Consider the following 17,755-nt stretch of genomic DNA (forward strand, 5'->3'; position numbering starts at 1 on the left):
GCTGCGCATGCCGTGTAAGACTCAAGAGTCGCCCTGGCTGCTTTGTCGGCGGGGATTTGCGAAAACGAATGAATGAAAAAGATTCGTCAAGGGAGAGTCCGCTGTACGGACGTGCAGCCGAAGCTGACTTCGGGGAATTGCGCTACCTAAACGCGGCCCGGTTAAAGGCCGGCGCGCACTATACCGGAATTAGCCCAAAAAGGGAGCATTATTTGTCGGAAAAGTGACGGATACACCGTTGTGTCACAGGCTTTGCGGATAATCGTGCAACGGTCTATTTTTCAAAGGCCCGGCCCTGCTGGCGATGGCGCTAAAACGGTTCATCGTTATCAGGCAGACCTGCTGTCTGACACCCCCCTTCCCGCCCGAGGAAATGCCCAATGAATCAGCCCTGCTCCAGTCGTGTGAGCCGTGAACGGCACGGTCATGTCCTGATGATCGGCCTGGATCGGGTGGGCAAACGCAACGCCTTCGATCTCGACCTGCTCAACGAACTGAGCCTGGCCTATGGCGAGTTCGAGGCCGACAGCGAGGCGCGGGTGGCGGTGGTGTTCGGCCATGGAGAGCATTTCACCGCGGGGCTGGATCTGGTCAGTGCCAGTGCGGCCCTGGCCGAAGGCTGGCAGGCACCGCCCGGCGGCTGCGATCCATGGGGTGTTTTCGCCGGCCCCAGGGTCAGCAAACCAGTGATTGTCGCCGCGCAAGGCTACTGCCTGACCGTCGGGATCGAATTGATGCTGGCCGCCGATATCAACCTGTGCGCCAGCAACACCCGTTTCGCCCAGAAAGAAGTGCAACGCGGGATCTTCCCGTTCGGCGGCGCCACGTTGCGCCTGCATCAGGTCGCTGGCTGGGGCAATGCCATGCGCTGGCTGCTGACTGGCGATGAATTCGATGCCCATGAGGCGTTGCACCTGGGCTTGGTGCAGGAAGTCATGGCCAGCGAGGATCTGCTGCCACGGGCGATGGAGTTGGCCGAGCGGATTGCCCGGCAGGCGCCGCTTGGGGTTCAGGCGACGTTGATGTCTGCGAGGCAGGCGCGTTATGAAGGGGAAACAGCGGCGACGCAGGGTTTGCCGCCACTGGTGAAGAAGTTGCTGGCCAGTGAGGATGCCAAGGAAGGCGTGCGGTCGATGATCGAGAAGCGGCCGGGGGTCTTCAAAGGGGTTTGAGGCATGTATTGGCTGCTATGGCCTCTTCGCGAGCAGGCTCGCTCCCACATTTGAAATGCATTCCCCTGTGGGAGCGAGCCTGCTCGCGAAGAGGCCATCACAGGCGACAACATCAGGTAGCCGGGCGGATTGCCTTGATCAACGACTGCAACGAATACCCCAACCGCGGCGCCAGCCCTTCGGCGCGGGCGATCAAGCCGTCCATGTCCAGTTCCTGATCCAGTTCCGAAGGCACGAGCAGAATCACATTGCCCTCCTTCACTGGCAGTTCCCAGTAATGCCGGTGATAGAGCCCGCGAAACAATGCGGCGCCCAACGGCTTGCCATCATCGGTGGCCCACTGATTGATCACCAGCCAGCCACCCGGATTCAGGCGTTTCTGACAGTTTTCCAGGAAATTCCACGCCAGATGCCCGACACCCGGCCCGACATCGGTATAGAGGTCGACGAAAATCAGATCCGCCGGCTCAGCGGTATCGAGCAGTTCCAGCGCATCGCCCACCCGGATATACAGCCGCGGATCGTCATCCAGCCCAAGGTATTCAATGGCCAGGCGCGGCACATCGGGACGCAGCTCGATGGCTTCGACGTCTTCCAGCGGCAGAAACTTGAGGCAGGCCTGGGTCAGGGTGCCGGCTCCGAGGCCGAGGAACAGCGCGCTTTCCGGCTGCTCGTGGCACAACGCGCCGATCAGCATGGCCCGGGTGTAATCGTATTCGAGCCAGCTTGGATCGGCCGTGAACACGCAACTCTGTTCGATGGCATCACCGAACTCGAGAAAACGGTAATCGGCCACTTCCAGCACGCGAATCACGCCGAACTCATCCTGTACCTCGGCGAGCAGATGCTCGACGCGCTCCTCAGTCATTTCGTCTCCTGATCGTCACCGGGCCCGGCAACGCAATAAAACCGCGGAGTGGCGCGGCAAAAGCGCGATTGTCCGCGAAGCGACGGGAACAGGTCACGCACTAATTGCTGATAACATGACCGTCCGAGCGTAAAACACTAGAGACCGTGATGAGCCAACCCTGGAGCCCTGACAGCTGGCGCGCCCTGCCGATCCAGCAACAACCCCATTACCCCGACGCAGCGCATTTGCTGCACGTCGAGCAAACGCTGGCCAGTTATCCGCCGCTGGTGTTTGCCGGTGAAGCCCGGGAGTTGCGCCGTCAGTTTGCCGAAGTGACCCAGGGCCGCGCGTTTCTGCTGCAGGGCGGCGACTGCGCCGAAAGCTTCGCCGAGTTCTCCGCCGCGAAAATCCGCGACACCTTTAAAGTCCTGTTGCAAATGGCGATCGTCATGACCTTCGCTGCCGGTTGCCCGGTGGTCAAGGTCGGGCGCATGGCCGGGCAATTCGCCAAACCGCGTTCGTCCAACGACGAAACCATCGACGGCGTGACCCTGCCGGCCTACCGTGGCGACATCGTCAACGGCATCGGTTTCGACGAAAAAAGCCGCGTGCCGGACCCGGAGCGCTTGCTCCAGTCCTACCACCAGTCCACCGCGACCCTGAACCTGCTGCGCGCCTTCGCCCAGGGCGGTTTTGCCGACCTGCATCAGGTGCACAAGTGGAACCTGGACTTCATCGCCAACTCGGCGCTGGCCGAGAAGTACAGCCACCTGGCCGATCGCATCGATGAAACCCTGGCCTTCATGCGTGCCTGCGGCATGGACAGCTCGCCGCAACTGCGCGAAACCAGTTTCTTCACCGCCCACGAAGCGTTGCTGCTGAACTACGAAGAAGCCTTCGTGCGTCGTGACAGCCTGACCAACGATTACTACGATTGCTCGGCGCACATGCTGTGGATCGGCGACCGCACCCGTCAGCTCGACGGCGCTCACGTCGAATTCCTGCGTGGCGTGAACAATCCGATCGGGGTCAAAGTCGGCCCGAGCATGAACCCCGAAGACCTGATTCTCCTGATCGATGTGCTCAACCCCGACAACGATCCGGGCCGTCTGAACCTGATTGCGCGGATGGGTGCGAACAAGGTCGGCGATCACCTGCCGCAACTGATCCGTGCCGTGCAACGCGAAGGCAAGCAAGTGCTGTGGAGTTGCGACCCGATGCACGGCAACACCATCAAGGCGAGCAGCGGCTACAAGACCCGCGACTTTGCGCAGATCCTTGGCGAAGTGAAGCAGTTCTTCCAGGTTCACGAAGCGGAAGGCACGTATGCCGGCGGCATCCACATCGAGATGACCGGGCAGAATGTCACTGAATGCATTGGCGGTGCGCGGCCGATTACCGAAGACGGGTTGTCGGATCGGTATCACACCCATTGCGACCCGCGGATGAATGCCGACCAGTCGCTGGAGTTGGCGTTTTTGATTGCTGAAACCCTGAAGCAAGTCCGCCGTTAAATCGCGTCGACCCCTTCGCGAGCAAGCCCGCTCCCACATTAGACCGCGTCCGTTTGGACAGCTCGGTCAACTGTGGGAGCGGGCTTGCTCGCGAAGGCGTCCGCTCAGTCACCGCCAATTTGTGCCAATGCCACCCTCAACCGCGCCGCACTCGCCCGCGGGCAATTCAGTTGAACCCGCTCAAGCCCCAACCAATCCGCCATTCGCCGCAGATTGACCGCCAACGCCAGCATCCCCTCCTCATCCAGCCCCGGCTCTTCCTCATGCACAGCGTGCACCGCCAGCCTGCCCAACGCCCGCTCGGCGCGCAGATCCACCCGCGCGGCAATCCGTTCATTGTGCAAAAACGGCAACACGTAGTAGCCGTAGACCCGCTTGTCCGGCGGCGTATAAATCTCCAGCCGATAGCGGAAATCGAACAACCGCTCAGTGCGGCTGCGCTCCCAAATCAGTGAGTCGAAGGGTGAAAGCAAAGCGCTAGTCTCAACCTTGCGCGGCACTTTCGGCTCCGGCAGACAATAGGCCGGTTGCCGCCAGCCCTGGACTTCACAGCTCAGTAATTCACCCGCCTCCACCAGTTCCGCCAAGCGCGGACGGGCATCACCTGGACTCAAGCGAAAGTAATCCCGCAGGTCTTTTTCTGTTCCGACGCCCAACGCTGTCGCGGCATGCAGCAACAGGCCGCGCTGGGCCTCGGCCTCACTCAACAGCGGCTGCGCAAGAATCGCCGAAGGAATCACCCGCTCCGGCAGATCATAAAGCCGCTCGAATCCACGCCGCCCGGCCACGGTCACTTCACCGGCGGCGAACAACCATTCCAGCGCATGCTTTTCCGCGCTCCAGTCCCACCAGGGCCCTGCCCGTTCCTGACGGGTCGACAGGCTTCCGGCACCCAGCGCGCCCAGCTCCTGAACCGAGGCCAGCACCCGGCGAATCGTGTCCTGCTGCTCACGCCCGAAACGTGCCAGTTGCTGGTAGATATCTTCACCACGGGTCGCACGCAGCATGCGCCAGCGCATCAACGGGTACATCGACAAGGGCAGCAACGACGCTTCATGCCCCCAGTACTCGAAGAGCGTGCGCCGCCGGCCCGAACTCCAGGCAGCCTGGTCGAGCAAGTCGGATGAGTAATTGCCGAGGCGGGAAAACAAGGGAAGGTAGTGCGAACGCACCAATGCATTGACCGAATCGATCTGCAGAATACCCAGCCGCTCGATCAGACGATTGAGCTGAACCGGTTTGATCGCCGCTGGCGGCTGGCGCCCGTTGAACCCTTGGGCGGCCAGCGCCAGACGCCGAGCCTGTTTGATGGAAAAGGACAGTGTTGCGGGCATGAGCATCTCCTTGTCTGCTCGCAACCTACCTCACCGGGAGACGGTTTGTGTAGTTGTGCATGACTCATTTGTGCATCGGGTCATTCCAGAACGGTTTGACCGACTCGAACTCCACATCCGCACGACTCATGCCGATGTCCTTCAGTGCTTCATCGCTCAGACTCGCCAACAACTCGCGCTCCCGGTGAAGTTCGTACCAGCGACTGAATTTGTGCAGCAGATCGGATACCAGGTGGATCGAGTGCTTTTCTACTGCTGGATATTCATGTTGACCTTTCATCTTGTTGCCCTCCGTTTGGATGGCTCAAGTGTCGCGCCGGGACTAAGATCAATCCAACGAATGTTTCTGATGTAACACATCTCGGAGATTGATGAATGTCCGCCTTCCCAAGTATCGACACCGAAGTGCTGCGCACCTTTGTCGCCATCGCTGACCAGGGCGGTTTTACCCGGGCCGGCGAGTTAGTCAATCGCACTCAGTCCGCCGTGAGCATGCAGATGAAGCGGCTGGAGGAGGATGTGTTGCAGCGTCAACTATTCCAGCGCGACGGACGGCAGGTGCGCCTGACGGCTGAGGGTCAGGTACTGCTGGGTTATGCCCGACGCATCCTCAAGCTGCACAGCGAGGTGTTCAACACCTTGCGCGAGCCGCACATGGTCGGCATGGTGCGCATCGGTACGCCGGACGATTACGTGATGCGTTTTTTGCCGGGGATTCTGCGGCGATTTGCCCAGACGTATCCACTGATCCAGATCGAGGTGCATTGCGAATCATCAAAACAATTGCTGCTGCGCCAGGACCTGGACTTGACCATCGTCACCCGTGAACCAGGCAACGAGATCGGCCAACTATTGCGCAAGGAGCATTTCGTCTGGGCCGAAGCCCAATGTTTCAGTGCTCATGAGCAAACGCCGCTGCCGCTGGCGATGTTCAACAGTGATTGCTTCTGCCGCTTATGGGCCTGCAATGCACTGGATGCCATGGGTCGCGATTACCGCGTGGCGTACAACAGCGACAGCCTGTCGGCAATCATGGCGGTGGTCAGCGCCGGCCTGGCGGTGACCGCGCAGCTGGAAAGCCTGGTCACCCCGGACATGCGCATTCTCGGTGAAGCCGAAGACCTGCCGATTCTGCCCGAGGCCAGCATCATGCTGGTGCGCAACCTGCACAACCCGTCGCCGATCACTGAGTGCCTGGCCGAACACATCGTCGAAGGCTTCAAACTTTAAGGGCGAGCATCACCGCGCAGAGCACCAGAAAGCCACAGAACAACCCGCGCAGCAGTCGCTCCGGCAGTGCGTGGGCGATTCTCACGCCCCAGCTGATGCTCATCAGCCCGCCGACCGCCAAGGGCAGGCCGATCATCCAGTCCACCTGATGGTGCACCGCGTAAGTCACCAGCGTGACGCCGGTACTCGGCAACGCCAGCGCCAGCGACAAACCCTGCGCAACCACCTGACTGGTGCCGAACAGACTGGTCAGCACCGGCGTTGCCACCACCGCCCCGCCCACGCCAAACAACCCACCCATGGTGCCGGAGGCGGCACCGAGCACGCCCAGCCATGGCCATGAGTAATTCATCTGCGCAGACACTGGCGCGTTGGCACAGAACATTCGCACCAGGTTGTAGGCCGACAAGGCAATCAGGAACGCAACAAATCCGACGCGCATGGTTTGCGCATCAATGCCCACCGCCCAGATCGAGCCGATCCAGGCAAAACAGAACCCCATCGACGCCAATGGCAGCGCATGGCGCAATTCAATCCGGTTGCGCTGGTGATAACGCCACAGCGCCAACATCACGTTGGGCACCACCATCACCAGCGCCGTGCCTTGGGCAATTTGCTGATCGAGGCTGAACAACACGCCCAGCAACGGGATCGCAATCAAACCACCGCCAATGCCAAATAACCCACCGAGGGTTCCGAGGGCGGCGCCAAACATCAGGTACATCAAAAACTCAATCACAGTCGATTTTCCCTTCACGTCAGGCTATTCATCCTACGCAGTCGGCGCTGGCGGGGAAACGCACAGCAACGCACAATGGCTGTGCCAACTTCGCACAAGCGCTGACAACACCATGAACCCCAATCAATTGACCGAACAACTGGGTCTGTTCCTCGACGTGCTGGAAACCGGCAGTTTTTCCGCCGCGTCCCGTCGCCACCCGCTGACCCCTTCGGCAGTGGCCCGGCGCATCGACAGCCTGGAAAACGCCGTCGGCAGCCAGTTGTTCATACGCAGCACCCACGCGGTGCGCGCGACCCCGGCGGGTTTGGCGTTTGCCGAGCGCGCGCGGCGGATCGTGGCTGAACTGCGGCTGGCTCGGGCTGAGGCGGTATCCTTGAGCAGCGCACCTGAAGGCTTGATCCGGATCGATGCACCGGCAGCGTTCGGGCGGCGACATCTGGCGCCGGTGATTGCCGACTTTCTGATGCTCTATCCCGGTCTCGACGTGCAACTGCACTTGATCGACAGTTTCGTCGACATGCAGGGTTTGAATCTGGGCAAGGTCGATCTGGTGCTGCGCGCCGGGCAAATGGCCGATACCCGGCTGGTGGCCACGCCGCTGGCGAGCATGGTGCGCATTGCCTGCGCCAGCCCGGAGTATTTGCAACGGCGTGGTGTGCCGACCGATCCGGCGCAGCTGATTGAACACGACGGGCTCGACTGGGATGGCCTGGCCCCGCCGTTCGCCTGGCGCTTCGAACGGGACGGGCAGATGCACTTGCACCGCCCGGCGCGCATCCGCATGAGTGCCAATAACGCCGAGGCTTTGGTCTGCGGCGCATTGGCCGGGCTGGGTATCGCACACTTACCAACCTGGTTGACCAGCGAATACCTGTTACGCGGTGAACTGCTTCCGCTGTTCTGCGAGAACGGCCTGCCACCACCGGAAACGACCGGCATTTATGCCTTGCGCCTTGAGCAACAACCCAATCCCCGCAGTCGCTTATTGCTCGAATACCTGAAAACCCGCTTCAGCCCGATCCCGCCGTGGGATCTGGCGCTGCAAAGTACCCTCGACCGGCACTAGGCTAGAATTATCTGGCGCATTAAAGATTCGCCCGCTAGATTGATGACGATCACTGATCAAGGCTTCGAAATGACCACCGAGCGCAACACCCCCGATAACTGCGACGACCTGCTGCTGGATAATCAGGCCTGCTTCGCCCTGCACTCCACCTCGCTGCTGATGACCAAGGTCTACAAGCCGCTGTTGCAAGCACTGGGCCTGACCTATCCGCAATACCTGGCGATGATGGTGTTGTGGGAACAGGACGGTTTGACCGTAGGCGAAATCAGCACGCGCCTGCTGACCGATCCTGGCTCATTGACGCCGTTGCTCAAACGCCTGGAAGTCGAAGGTTTACTCAGCCGCACCCGCAGCCGTGAAGACGAGCGGGTGGTGATTGTCGAACTCACCGAACAGGGTCGTGCATTGCGGGAGCGGGCGCGCGGTATTCCCCAGTGCATCCTCGGCGCCAGCGGGATGACGCTGGAGAGACTGCAGAAACTGCAAGCGGAACTGCAAACGCTGCGCAGCAATCTGCAAGACAGCCTGTAATCTTCAAATCATCACAAATCCCCTGTGGGAGCGAGCTTGCTCGCGATTGCAGTGTGACATTCAGCAATGATGTTAGCTGACACACCGCCATCGCGAGCAAGCTCGCTCCCACACTTGCTTTGTGGTGTCCCTCCGACCTCGCCCCCCCCCCCGTAAAAAATTCTTCGCTGAAAATCCTGCCGCAACAGCTCTAGCTCAACACATCTAATCAGCGCCCGCCCCGAGCCAAAACTTTTTTCAAAATTTATATTGCGCGCTAAATATATGCGCGCTACATTTATCTCGCACTTACTTAGCGCGCAAACATTTAGCGCAAAACATCCAACTCCGAACGAGGCTCACACCATGCAAACTCTCTACACCGCAATCGCAACCTCCACTGGCGGCCGTGACGGTCGTGCGGTTTCCAGCGACAACATTCTCGACGTCAAACTCGCCACCCCAAAAGAGCTCGGTGGTGCCGGCGGCGCAGCGACCAACCCTGAGCAACTGTTCGCCGCCGGCTACTCCGCCTGCTTCATCGGCGCACTGAAATTCGTCGCCAGCCAGACCAAACGCACCATCCCGAACGACTCCTCGATCACCGCCCATGTCGGTATCGGCCAGATCCCTGGCGGATTCGGCCTGGACATCGACCTGCACATCAGCCTGCCGGGGCTTGAACAAGCCGATGCACAAAGCCTGGTCGACGCTGCCCACCAGGTCTGCCCGTACTCCAACGCCACCCGTGGCAACGTCGATGTGCGCCTGCACGTTACCGTCTAACCGCTGATTCCCAGGCCCGAACCAGGAAACGAACATGAACACTTTCAGCAAAGTCTTGACCGGTACCCTTCTCGCCCTGTCCATCCACAGCGCGTTTGCAGGTGAGGGTGTTGAACACAACACCCAGGCGTTCCTCGACGTTCTGAACGCCGGCACCGGCAAACCGATGGAACAACTCACGCCTAAAGAAGCCCGCGCCGTGCTGGTCGGCGCGCAAGCCGGGGTGAAACTGACGCTGCCAAAAGCTGATGTCAGCGAGAAAACCATTCAAGTCGACGGCCAACCGCTCAACCTGACCATCGTCCGGCCGGCCGGAGTCAAAGGCCCGCTGCCCGTGTTCATGTTCTTCCACGGCGGCGGCTGGGTGCTGGGGGATTTCCCGACCCATGAACGTCTGGTTCGGGACTTGGTTACCGGTTCGGGGGCGGCGGCGGTGTTCGTCAATTACACCCCGTCACCGGAAGCGCATTACCCGGTGGCGATCAACCAGGCTTACGCCGCAACCCAATGGGTGGCCGAGCACGGTAAAGAGATCAACGTCGACGGCAAACGTCTGGCCGTGGCCGGCAATAGCGTCGGCGGCAACATGGCGGCAGTGGTTGCGCTGATGGCCAAAGACAAGGGCACGCCGGCGATCAAGTTCCAGGTGCTGCTGTGGCCGGTGACTGATGCCAGCTTCGAAACGGCGTCCTACAACCAGTTTGCCGAGGGGCACTTCCTCACCAAAAACATGATGAAGTGGTTCTGGGACAACTACACCACCGATGCCAAGCAGCGTAACGAGATCTACGCGTCGCCGCTGCGGGCGACCACCGCGCAACTCAAGGGACTGCCACCTGCCCTGGTGCAGACCGCCGGCGCCGACGTGTTGCGCGATGAAGGCGAAGCCTACGCCCGCAAACTGGACGAAGCTGGGGTGCCGGTCACTGCCGTGCGCTACAACGGCATGATCCACGACTATGGTTTGCTTAACGTGGTGAGCCAGGTGCCGGCAGTGCGCTCGGCGATGTTGCAAGCCTCTGAAGAGCTGAAGCAACACCTGAAATAAAGCAAGAGATCGCAGCCTCGTTTCACTCGACAGCTCCTACAGGGGAATACAAAACTCATGTAGGAGCTGTCGAGTGAAACGAGGCTGCGATCTTTTGATCTTGATCTTCGGCCACAAAAAAGCCCGACTCAATGGTCGGGCTTTTCATTCCTGAAGCTGTGCTTATTTAGCACGGCCTTTGTAGGAACCGCCTTCGCGGGTATCGATCTCGATCTTGTCACCGATTTCGATGAAGTCAGCAACTTGCAGCTCAGTACCGTTGCTCAGCTTGGCAGGCTTCATCACCTTGCCGGAAGTGTCGCCGCGAGCCGAACCTTCGGTGTAGTCAACTACGCGCACGATGGTGGTCGGCAGTTCTACGGAAACCAGACGCTCTTCGAAGAAGATCGCTTCGCAAACATCGGTCATGCCTTCTTCAACGAAAGGCAGAACGGCTTCGATGTCTTCAGCGTTCAGCTCGTACATGGTGTAGTCGGTGGTGTCCATGAACGTGTAGGTGTCGCCGCTGATGAAGGACAGGGTCGCTTCTTTGCGGTCGAGGATTACGTCGTCCAGTTTGTCGTCAGCGCTGTAAACGATCTCGGTCTTGTAACCGGTCAGCAGGTTTTTCAGCTTGGTCTTCATGATGGCGCTGTTACGACCAGACTTGGTGAATTCAGCTTTCTGAACCAGCCAAGGATCGTTTTCGAGACGGATCACGGTACCGGGTTTCAGTTCTTTACCAGTTTTCATTGCGAATATCCGAATTTGGATGGGATTTACAAAAATCTAGGCCGCGTATCATATCCAATTTACATAAAACTGTACCAGCGCTGCGGCAAGATCTGCCTGCAAAGCCTGTTCCAGACACCACGCTTCGGCGTGTTTTTGCAGTTCTGGCCAGTGTTTTCGGGTCGATTGCCAGTGCGCGGTCATATTGTCACCCGCATTCCACGCTCGCCAAAGACCGCTGATCGCCTCGCGGGCAGGCTCGGACAGGCCTTTGGTGTACAGAGCGAGGAAGGCGTCGAGCTTGTCCAAGTGGATGTCTTCGTCCTGCTGATAGATGTGCCAGAGCAGCGGCCGGCCCGCCCATTGAGCGCGGACAAAGGAATCTTCACCGCGCACGGCGTTGAAATCGCAGCACCAGAGCAGGTGATCGTATTGATCCTGTCGGACGAACGGCAGCACTTGCACGGTCAATTCACCGCGCACATGCACCGCGCCGGCCACCAGATCGTCCACACCGAGCCAACGCTCGACATCCCCAAGAATCCGACCTTCGGGCACCAGCAGATGAGTGGGCGTCGAGTCGGCAGCCATTGCCTCGAGCCAACTGGCCAGCCCGTTATTTTCGTAGGCAAACAGCGAGATCAACTGCGCACCTTGTGCGCGATCAATCCCTAAACCTTGCAGGAATTCTCGCTGAGCCTCGGGGTTTTGCTGAAACTGCTGACGACGCTCAAGCAATCCGCTTTCACGCAGCAAGCCACCCGTGCCCTTCTGAAACCCCGGGAAGAAAAAGAATTTTTGTACGCTCTTGTACTTCACCGACGGCAAGCCGTGGCAGCCGACGATCCAGTCCTCGGCACTCAGATAGTCGAGATTCATCCACAGCGGCGGTTTTTCCCGCTCGGCCATGGCCTCCATGTAAGCACTCGGCAATTGGCAGGCGAACGCGGCGATCACCACATCAGCGGCCTCAGTGGGCTGCCAGTCGGCCGTCCACTGGCGCACTTCGACGCCCTGCTGCCATTGCTGTGAGGCGTTGATGTCGATTTCCGGGCACAAGCGCTCGAAGGCTCGCAAATCATCGACCCACAAACGCACCGTCACCGAATGTTCGGCCACCAGTTGTCGGGCCAGACGCCAGGTCACGCCGATGTCGCCAAAGTTGTCGACCACCGCGCAGAAAATATCCCAGCGGGCTTTCATTTCACGCATTCCAGGCTCCCGTTGGCAAAGGCGCCGATTGTCCTCATAAATTACCCCGTGCAGAAGAGCCGACGGCGATTAATCTTCATGCGACAATCGCCACTCGCCCGCGACCACCCGCCAGGAGGCAGCCATGCCCTACCGTCCCAACCCGCGCCGGCCGTTGCCGATCCAGCTCAACGCCTTGCAACTGACCGGCAGCATTGCCCTGGGTGTGTGGCTGGGGTTTATCGCAATCGCGCTGACGTGCTGGCTCGCCTCTAGACTGTTGTTCAGCGAGCAGCTGGCGCCTGTAGCTGAAGCCGTGCAGCATCTGGCCAAACCACCGGTGGTGGTGCAACCGGTGCCGGATAATCCGCCGCAGAGCCCATTGTTCGAACGGTACGAAGAGAACCTGCGCAAAAACGAGCAGCAGCAACGAATGGATCAGGCCCGCAGCACCGGCCGCAATCTGTCCAACCCGAAATGCCAGTTCTGGCTGCAACAGGACCAGACTGCGCCGAGCGAAAAAAGCCGCGCCAACGTCCTGCAATTCTGCGATTGATCAAGAAGCTCTCTATGCACAAGCCGACCGTCCACCAACTGATTCTCGACAAGCTGCGGATCGACCTCGACATCGCCGAGCGCGCCGCACAAACCGCTTACGAAACCGCGACCCACGAAGAAAACATTGCCGAGAACAAGTACGACACGCTGGGTCTGGAGGCGTCTTACCTGGCAGCCGGGCAAGCCAAACGGGTGGAAGAAATCAGGCAGTCACTGACGCTTTGCCAGAACCTGACACTGCGCCCTTACGACGGTCAGCGCGGCATCGAAGTCGGTGCCCTGCTCGGTCTGGAAGACGAAAAGGGTCGTGAGCAATGGTTGTTTCTGGCCCCCGACGCGGCGGGTTTGAAGGTCGACGTGGTGGGGCAATGGATTACCGTCATCACCCCTCGCTCACCGCTGGGCAAGAGTCTGCTGGGCAAGTTCGAAGGGGACGAGGTGGAGATTCTGGTGGCGGGTGCTCGGCAACAGTTTTCTGTCACCGAGGTGGTATAGAAAGGGAGATTAATGGACCGGCAGTTCGACGCCGTCGAACAGCTCTTCCAGTTCCTGCTTGTTGTGGCACTGGATGGCCTTGGCCATGACTTCGCGGGTCAGGTGCGGGGCGAACTTCTCGATGAAGTCGCACATGAAGCCACGCAGGAACGTGCCGCGACGGAAACCGATTTTAGTAATGCTGGATTCGAACAAGTCGCTGGCATCAAGCATGACCAGGTCGCTGTCGAGTTTGGCATCGACCGCCATTTTCGCCACGATGCCCACGCCCAGACCCAGGCGAACGTAAGTCTTGATCACGTCGGCGTCGGCGGCGGTGAACACCACTTTCGGCGTCAGGCCGCGATGGCTGAACGCTTCGTCGAGCTTCGAACGACCGGTGAAACCGAACACGTACGTCACGATCGGGTATTCGACCAAGGCTTCCAGAGTCAACTTCGACAGCTTGGTCAGCGGGTGGCCCTGAGGTACGACCACGCAGCGGTTCCAGCGATAGCACGGCATCATCACCAGATCACCGAACAGCTCCAGCGCTTCGGTGGCGATGGCGAAATCGACGGTGCCGTCAGCGGCCATTTCAGCGATCTGCATCGGTGAACCCTGGTGCATGTGCAGGGCAACGTCCGGGTATTGCTTGATGAAATTGCTGATCACCGGTGGCAACGCATAACGCGCCTGGGTGTGCGTGGTGGCGATCGACAGGGTGCCTTTCTTCTCGTTGGAGAATTCCTGGGCGATCTGCTTGATGCTTTCAACCTTGCGCAGGATCTCGCCGGCGGTGGTGATAATTCGCTCGCCGGCCGGGGTGACACGGGTCAGGTGCTTGCCGCTGCGAGCGAAAACCTCGACCCCCAATTCGTCTTCCAGCAGACGGATCTGCTTACTGATGCCCGGTTGCGACGTGTAAAGGCTTTGGGCCGTAGCGGAAACGTTGAGGTCGTGGTGCGCCACTTCCCAGATGTAGCGCAATTGTTGAAGCTTCATATGAATCCCTCAAAGCAGGTAGACGCCACGGGCATCAGCGACGGTATATAACTATATTAATGGCTTGAAGAATAAATCTAGAACTTTTTTATCAAACTGCCACTATTCGTGTTCAGGTGTCCTGCCTCGTGAATACGCGAGGCAGGACACTATCGATCCCCTTGGCGACGACGTTCCACCAGCGGCACCAGATAGACCGGCACCCGAGACAGTTGCAACACCCGCGCTGCGGTCCGGCCCAAAGGCGTTTCCGCGCCAGCACCATGGCTATGACTACCTACGATCAACAAATCCACGGAGAGTTTCTGCGCCTGGTCGAGAATCACCTGTGACGGATCGCCCTGAAGCACCCGCACCGCTTGAATCCGCTCCAGATCCTGCGCCCCGTCATCCCCCAATTCTTCACGAAAGCTGTCGAGCACCCGCTGCTCGATATTGGCAATCACTGTATTCAGGCCCTGACTGTGAAACTCGTTCAATGCTTGCTCATCGAGGTAACTCTGAAGCACCGATTCGGCGAACAGCCCCATCGGTTCAACGGCGTGCACCACGTAGAGATCGGCATTGAAAGTTCGCGCCAGCGCCAAGGCATGATGCATTACCAAAGGTGCGTACAGGCCGAGGTCAGTGGCGTACAACATAGAACGAATCATATGACCTCCTCGAGTGCCGACATGGCGGAGATTGATTCAGCTTAGCAGTGCCTTGGCGAGTACGACGTTTCGCGTAACGCGTTGAACCGTGGGCTTAAACCTTTTGCTCGTTGCTTATGCCGTGCGGCACGTGGCCAGTGGCGACCACCTCACGGGCCAACTCGCAATGACCGGCCTGATCGTCGAAAAACACGTCGGCGGCAAAGGCTTCAAGAAACGCCGACTTGGTCAGGCCGCCGAGAAACAGCGACTCGTCCAGACGAATGTCCCATTCGCGCAAGGTACGAATCACTCGCTCATGGGCCGGCGCCGATCGCGCGGTCACCAGTGCGGTGCGGATCGGACAGGCGTCTTCCGGGAACTCGCGCTGCAACAGATTGAGGGCGGCGAGGAAGCCTTTGAACGGCCCACCGCGCAAAGGCTCGCGGGCGGCTTCACGCTCGCTGGCCTGAAACGCTTCCAGACCACCGGACTGATAGACGCGCTCCGATTCATCGGAAAACAGCACCGCGTCACCATCGAAGGCAATGCGCAATTCGTCACTGGCAGCACGGCTGGCGCCACCCGACAGAATGGTCGCGGCGGCGAACCCTGCATCCAGTGCACTGCGCACGTCTTCGGCATGCGTCGAGAGAAACAGGTCGCAGCCAAACGCCTTCAAGTACGGATAAGGGCTGCGCCCGCCGACAAACGCCGCGCGGGAAATCGCCAAGCCATAGTGGTGGATCGAATTGAACACCCGCAGGCCGGTGTCGGCACTGTTGCGCGACACCAGAATCACCTCGACCCGGGCGCGGCCAAGGCTGGTATTGAGGTTGAGGAGTTTCTGCACCAACGGAAATGCATCACCGGGTTCGAGGATTTCGTCTTCGTGTTCGATCTGATATTGCCGATAGGCTTCGACGCCGCTCGACAGATAGACCTTGTGGCTTTCGCTCAGGTCGAACAGCGCACGCGAAGAAATCGCCAGCACCAGTTTGTCGTCGATAGTCTTTGCCATGCCCTTCCCCTCAGGATGATCGACTCAGGTGTTACGTCGATCGATAAAACTCAAACTGCGATACAAGGCTTCGATTCGCGGCAACTCGCACCCTGCGGCCTTGGCTGCCGCCAGTGGCCGGGCATAAATCGCATCCAGCTCAAGCGGTCGTTTGTGCAGAAAATCGTGGTACATGCTCGGCCAATAGTCCGGCATTTTCTCGGTCACCATGAACAGATGATCGGCATAACCGGCCGGTACGTCGTGACCGCAGGCGACTGCTCCCTGAACCACTTCAGCCATCAGAGCCTTGATCAGTTCCCGACTGTCGGCATCCGCCATCAACGGCGTGGTGCTTGCCCCGAGCAGCACCGACAGACCGTTGTAGGGGATATTCCAGACCAGTTTTTGCCAGCGCGCCTGATGCAGGTTCGCCATGGCCTGGGAGTCGATGCCGGCGGCGCGGAACAGCCCGGCGCCCTCCTCGACAATCGCCATGCGCGCCTGCTCATCAGCTGCCGGGCCACTGTGATAGCCAACATTCACCGCGCCGAGTGCCTGATGAGTGATGACGCCTGGTCCGTCGCGATGGACGCAGATATAGCAGAGCCCACCGAGCACGTGCAGCGAATCGGGGAGCAACGCTCGCAGACTGTCTTCGACGTCCAGGCCATTTTGCAGCAACAACACTTTGGCATTCGGTGCCGCGGCTTGAATGATCGTCGGTGCCAGCTGCGCGTTACTGGTGGTTTTCGCGCCCACCAGCAACCAGTCACAGGGCGGCATGTCTTCGGCACTCGAATAGGCCTGAACCGGCTTCAACGTCAGCGCGCCATGCGTCGCACTGTCGAGCTGCAACCCGCGCTCGGCCACCGCTGAGAATTCACTGCGTAACAGAAAATGCACATCGAAACCGGCACGCGCCAGCATCAACCCGTAGAAACCGCCGATCGCACCGGTTCCGATAATACCGATTGTCGGTTTGGTCACTGCCCCCATCATGGCAACTCCTCTGCAATTCGACTCAACGCCTGACCCACGGCTGCATTGAGCTCGGTGCCGGTCAGGCGCGATTTTAGTGCCCCGAAAAATTCACCGTCGCGCACCACAAACAGCGCCGGCAAATAAAAAACCTGATAACGCTCGACCACCCCGCCATTGTTCCCGGCATCGATCCAGCACAGCCGATCGACGTCCAGGTCGAGTCGTGGCAATTGCTCACGGGCAAAACGGCAACTGGCGCAGCCGACGCTAGTGAAAATAACCAGCGACACACCGCTCATCGCCAGCAGCCGTTGGTCGGCGTCGAAATCAGTCAGTTCCAATTCGACCACTATACTGGGTGGAACAATGTCAGATGGCCGACACATGGAGTCCGTGTTCATGGGACGTTTTATTCCTCACCCTGACGATGTGCCCGTCGAATTAACGTTGCTCAAACCTGAGTGTATTTCACGGCAACAGCTGCACACTATCAGCCTCGGGGGCATGGCTTGCAATTATCACCGGGCGTGGCGCCACGGTACGGCGCTGGAAATTCGCATGCCGACCTTGAACCCCGACATGCGTTTTCTGGGCTATGTGGCCTGGTGCCTGCGACGAAAGCGCGGCTATCTGGTAGGCATTGCCTTCGTTGACGAGCAGATGATGTTCAGTGCCCGGATGGGCGAGCAGGTGTGCCAGATCGAACGTTACTGCCGCCTGCATGACGCGCATGACGATCTGCAGGAAACTCAGGCCCTGGCCCTCGAATGGGTCCAGGAGCATGCCGACGAGTTCTCTCACGACACGGTTCGCAGGGCATTTGCGCAGGTTGTGCTGGATTAAACCGGTGTCTGCCCATTGTCGAGCCACGGTGTAACGCGCTAAGGTTCTGCTCCCCGACGCGCTTAATTTGCTGTGCTCCGCCGCGCGGGTTCGCTGGCGGCCGGC

The 17,755-nt window shown here is 59.5% G+C and carries 21 protein-coding genes; 10 read left to right on the top strand and 11 right to left on the bottom strand.

Annotated features, from left to right (window positions below; genetic code table 11):
• Window positions 1-380 precede the first annotated feature (380 nt).
• A complete protein-coding gene (locus ACYZTZ_RS18020) occupies window positions 381-1,172 on the top strand; it encodes a crotonase/enoyl-CoA hydratase family protein (RefSeq protein ID WP_461999218.1) in 792 nt (263 codons plus the stop codon).
• A gap of 112 nt (window positions 1,173-1,284) precedes the next feature.
• Here the strand turns inward: ACYZTZ_RS18020 and ACYZTZ_RS18025 are convergent, their stop codons facing one another.
• A complete protein-coding gene (locus ACYZTZ_RS18025; protein WP_046047519.1) occupies window positions 1,285-2,040 on the bottom strand; it encodes a spermidine synthase in 756 nt (251 codons plus the stop codon).
• 149 nt (window positions 2,041-2,189) lie between these two features.
• Here ACYZTZ_RS18025 and ACYZTZ_RS18030 point away from each other — a divergent pair, with 149 nt between their 5' ends.
• Entirely contained in the window at window positions 2,190-3,536 is a 1,347-nt protein-coding gene (locus tag ACYZTZ_RS18030; RefSeq protein ID WP_461999219.1) for a class II 3-deoxy-7-phosphoheptulonate synthase, read from the top strand.
• Between the two features lie 104 nt (window positions 3,537-3,640).
• On the opposite strand, the gene ACYZTZ_RS18035 is transcribed toward ACYZTZ_RS18030, so the two are convergent.
• Both ACYZTZ_RS18035 and ACYZTZ_RS18040 read right to left on the bottom strand, forming a co-directional pair.
• Entirely contained in the window at window positions 3,641-4,870 is a 1,230-nt protein-coding gene (locus tag ACYZTZ_RS18035; protein ID WP_461999220.1) for a winged helix-turn-helix domain-containing protein, read from the bottom strand.
• Between the two features lie 64 nt (window positions 4,871-4,934).
• Window positions 4,935-5,150 (bottom strand): DUF1127 domain-containing protein, encoded by a 216-nt coding sequence (locus ACYZTZ_RS18040; protein ID WP_033057173.1) that lies wholly within the window; start codon window positions 5,148-5,150, stop codon window positions 4,935-4,937.
• Between the two features lie 95 nt (window positions 5,151-5,245).
• On the opposite strand from ACYZTZ_RS18040, the gene ACYZTZ_RS18045 reads away from it, so the two are divergent.
• On the top strand, window positions 5,246-6,100 hold the full coding sequence (locus ACYZTZ_RS18045) for a LysR substrate-binding domain-containing protein (protein WP_461999221.1): 855 nt from the start codon (window positions 5,246-5,248) through the stop codon (window positions 6,098-6,100).
• Here the strand turns inward: ACYZTZ_RS18045 and ACYZTZ_RS18050 are convergent.
• Window positions 6,090-6,839 (bottom strand): sulfite exporter TauE/SafE family protein, encoded by a 750-nt coding sequence (locus ACYZTZ_RS18050; protein ID WP_461999222.1) that lies wholly within the window; start codon window positions 6,837-6,839, stop codon window positions 6,090-6,092. The two genes, ACYZTZ_RS18045 and ACYZTZ_RS18050, sit on opposite strands and share 11 nt — an antisense overlap.
• 112 nt (window positions 6,840-6,951) lie before the next feature.
• On the opposite strand from ACYZTZ_RS18050, the gene ACYZTZ_RS18055 reads away from it, so the two are divergent.
• The 4 genes from ACYZTZ_RS18055 (at window position 6,952) to ACYZTZ_RS18070 (ending at window position 10,252) form a co-directional block, all read left to right on the top strand.
• Window positions 6,952-7,908: a LysR family transcriptional regulator gene (locus ACYZTZ_RS18055; protein ID WP_461999223.1), complete on the top strand. Its 957-nt coding sequence runs from the start codon at window positions 6,952-6,954 to the stop codon at window positions 7,906-7,908.
• A gap of 69 nt (window positions 7,909-7,977) precedes the next feature.
• Window positions 7,978-8,439, top strand: a complete 462-nt coding sequence (locus ACYZTZ_RS18060; protein ID WP_095129095.1) for a MarR family winged helix-turn-helix transcriptional regulator — start codon at window positions 7,978-7,980, stop codon at window positions 8,437-8,439.
• 345 nt (window positions 8,440-8,784) lie between these two features.
• Window positions 8,785-9,204, top strand: a complete 420-nt coding sequence (locus ACYZTZ_RS18065) for an organic hydroperoxide resistance protein (protein WP_461999224.1) — start codon at window positions 8,785-8,787, stop codon at window positions 9,202-9,204.
• 34 nt (window positions 9,205-9,238) lie between these two features.
• Window positions 9,239-10,252 carry an alpha/beta hydrolase gene (locus tag ACYZTZ_RS18070; protein ID WP_461999225.1) on the top strand — a complete coding sequence of 338 codons (1,014 nt, stop codon included), beginning with the start codon at window positions 9,239-9,241 and terminating at the stop codon, window positions 10,250-10,252.
• Window positions 10,253-10,414: 162 nt separating this feature from the next.
• Here the strand turns inward: ACYZTZ_RS18070 and ACYZTZ_RS18075 are convergent, their stop codons facing one another.
• Together ACYZTZ_RS18075 and earP are read right to left on the bottom strand one after the other, a co-directional pair.
• Window positions 10,415-10,984: an elongation factor P gene (locus ACYZTZ_RS18075; protein ID WP_028619992.1), complete on the bottom strand. Its 570-nt coding sequence runs from the start codon at window positions 10,982-10,984 to the stop codon at window positions 10,415-10,417.
• A gap of 48 nt (window positions 10,985-11,032) precedes the next feature.
• On the bottom strand, window positions 11,033-12,175 hold the full coding sequence (gene earP / locus ACYZTZ_RS18080) for an elongation factor P maturation arginine rhamnosyltransferase EarP (protein ID WP_461999226.1): 1,143 nt from the start codon (window positions 12,173-12,175) through the stop codon (window positions 11,033-11,035).
• A gap of 124 nt (window positions 12,176-12,299) precedes the next feature.
• Here earP and ACYZTZ_RS18085 point away from each other — a divergent pair, with 124 nt between their 5' ends.
• Window positions 12,300-12,710 carry a hypothetical protein gene (locus ACYZTZ_RS18085; RefSeq protein ID WP_461999227.1) on the top strand — a complete coding sequence of 137 codons (411 nt, stop codon included), beginning with the start codon at window positions 12,300-12,302 and terminating at the stop codon, window positions 12,708-12,710.
• A gap of 14 nt (window positions 12,711-12,724) precedes the next feature.
• A complete protein-coding gene (locus tag ACYZTZ_RS18090; protein WP_461999228.1) occupies window positions 12,725-13,207 on the top strand; it encodes a GreA/GreB family elongation factor in 483 nt (160 codons plus the stop codon).
• Between the two features lie 9 nt (window positions 13,208-13,216).
• On the opposite strand, the gene cysB is transcribed toward ACYZTZ_RS18090, so the two are convergent.
• From cysB to ACYZTZ_RS18115, 5 genes are all read right to left on the bottom strand, one after another.
• Complete coding sequence (gene cysB, locus ACYZTZ_RS18095) at window positions 13,217-14,191, bottom strand: HTH-type transcriptional regulator CysB (RefSeq protein ID WP_461999229.1); 975 nt, start codon at window positions 14,189-14,191, stop codon at window positions 13,217-13,219.
• A 149-nt stretch (window positions 14,192-14,340) separates the two neighbouring features.
• Window positions 14,341-14,844, bottom strand: a complete 504-nt coding sequence (locus ACYZTZ_RS18100) for a universal stress protein (protein ID WP_095128925.1) — start codon at window positions 14,842-14,844, stop codon at window positions 14,341-14,343.
• A gap of 94 nt (window positions 14,845-14,938) precedes the next feature.
• Window positions 14,939-15,844 (bottom strand): 5'-nucleotidase, encoded by a 906-nt coding sequence (locus ACYZTZ_RS18105; protein WP_008148545.1) that lies wholly within the window; start codon window positions 15,842-15,844, stop codon window positions 14,939-14,941.
• Window positions 15,845-15,868: 24 nt separating this feature from the next.
• Window positions 15,869-16,825, bottom strand: a complete 957-nt coding sequence (locus ACYZTZ_RS18110) for a putative 2-dehydropantoate 2-reductase (RefSeq protein ID WP_461999230.1) — start codon at window positions 16,823-16,825, stop codon at window positions 15,869-15,871.
• Window positions 16,822-17,208, bottom strand: coding sequence for a YbbN family protein (locus ACYZTZ_RS18115; RefSeq protein WP_461999231.1), 387 nt, complete (start codon window positions 17,206-17,208; stop codon window positions 16,822-16,824). Before ACYZTZ_RS18115 ends, ACYZTZ_RS18110 begins: the two co-directional genes overlap by 4 nt.
• Between ACYZTZ_RS18115 and ACYZTZ_RS18120 the strand changes: the two genes are divergently transcribed.
• Window positions 17,207-17,650, top strand: a complete 444-nt coding sequence (locus ACYZTZ_RS18120) for a PilZ domain-containing protein (RefSeq protein WP_347803617.1) — start codon at window positions 17,207-17,209, stop codon at window positions 17,648-17,650. The two genes, ACYZTZ_RS18115 and ACYZTZ_RS18120, sit on opposite strands and share 2 nt — an antisense overlap.
• Window positions 17,651-17,755: the final 105 nt, after the last annotated feature.

This window comes from Pseudomonas sp. LB3P58 (genome assembly GCF_054897895.1).

Coding starts and splice junctions, on each gene's coding strand:
- ACYZTZ_RS18020 (WP_461999218.1), top strand. CDS start 381: ATGAATCAGCCCTGCTCCAGTCGTGTGAGCCGTGAACGGCACGGTCAT.
- ACYZTZ_RS18025 (WP_046047519.1), bottom strand. CDS start 2,040: ATGACTGAGGAGCGCGTCGAGCATCTGCTCGCCGAGGTACAGGATGAG.
- ACYZTZ_RS18030 (WP_461999219.1), top strand. CDS start 2,190: ATGAGCCAACCCTGGAGCCCTGACAGCTGGCGCGCCCTGCCGATCCAG.
- ACYZTZ_RS18035 (WP_461999220.1), bottom strand. CDS start 4,870: ATGCCCGCAACACTGTCCTTTTCCATCAAACAGGCTCGGCGTCTGGCG.
- ACYZTZ_RS18040 (WP_033057173.1), bottom strand. CDS start 5,150: ATGAAAGGTCAACATGAATATCCAGCAGTAGAAAAGCACTCGATCCAC.
- ACYZTZ_RS18045 (WP_461999221.1), top strand. CDS start 5,246: ATGTCCGCCTTCCCAAGTATCGACACCGAAGTGCTGCGCACCTTTGTC.
- ACYZTZ_RS18055 (WP_461999223.1), top strand. CDS start 6,952: ATGAACCCCAATCAATTGACCGAACAACTGGGTCTGTTCCTCGACGTG.
- ACYZTZ_RS18060 (WP_095129095.1), top strand. CDS start 7,978: ATGACCACCGAGCGCAACACCCCCGATAACTGCGACGACCTGCTGCTG.
- ACYZTZ_RS18065 (WP_461999224.1), top strand. CDS start 8,785: ATGCAAACTCTCTACACCGCAATCGCAACCTCCACTGGCGGCCGTGAC.
- ACYZTZ_RS18070 (WP_461999225.1), top strand. CDS start 9,239: ATGAACACTTTCAGCAAAGTCTTGACCGGTACCCTTCTCGCCCTGTCC.
- ACYZTZ_RS18075 (WP_028619992.1), bottom strand. CDS start 10,984: ATGAAAACTGGTAAAGAACTGAAACCCGGTACCGTGATCCGTCTCGAA.
- earP (WP_461999226.1), bottom strand. CDS start 12,175: ATGCGTGAAATGAAAGCCCGCTGGGATATTTTCTGCGCGGTGGTCGAC.
- ACYZTZ_RS18085 (WP_461999227.1), top strand. CDS start 12,300: ATGCCCTACCGTCCCAACCCGCGCCGGCCGTTGCCGATCCAGCTCAAC.
- ACYZTZ_RS18090 (WP_461999228.1), top strand. CDS start 12,725: ATGCACAAGCCGACCGTCCACCAACTGATTCTCGACAAGCTGCGGATC.
- cysB (WP_461999229.1), bottom strand. CDS start 14,191: ATGAAGCTTCAACAATTGCGCTACATCTGGGAAGTGGCGCACCACGAC.
- ACYZTZ_RS18100 (WP_095128925.1), bottom strand. CDS start 14,844: ATGATTCGTTCTATGTTGTACGCCACTGACCTCGGCCTGTACGCACCT.
- ACYZTZ_RS18105 (WP_008148545.1), bottom strand. CDS start 15,844: ATGGCAAAGACTATCGACGACAAACTGGTGCTGGCGATTTCTTCGCGT.
- ACYZTZ_RS18110 (WP_461999230.1), bottom strand. CDS start 16,825: ATGATGGGGGCAGTGACCAAACCGACAATCGGTATTATCGGAACCGGT.
- ACYZTZ_RS18120 (WP_347803617.1), top strand. CDS start 17,207: ATGGGACGTTTTATTCCTCACCCTGACGATGTGCCCGTCGAATTAACG.
- ACYZTZ_RS18115 (WP_461999231.1), bottom strand. CDS start 17,208: ATGAACACGGACTCCATGTGTCGGCCATCTGACATTGTTCCACCCAGT.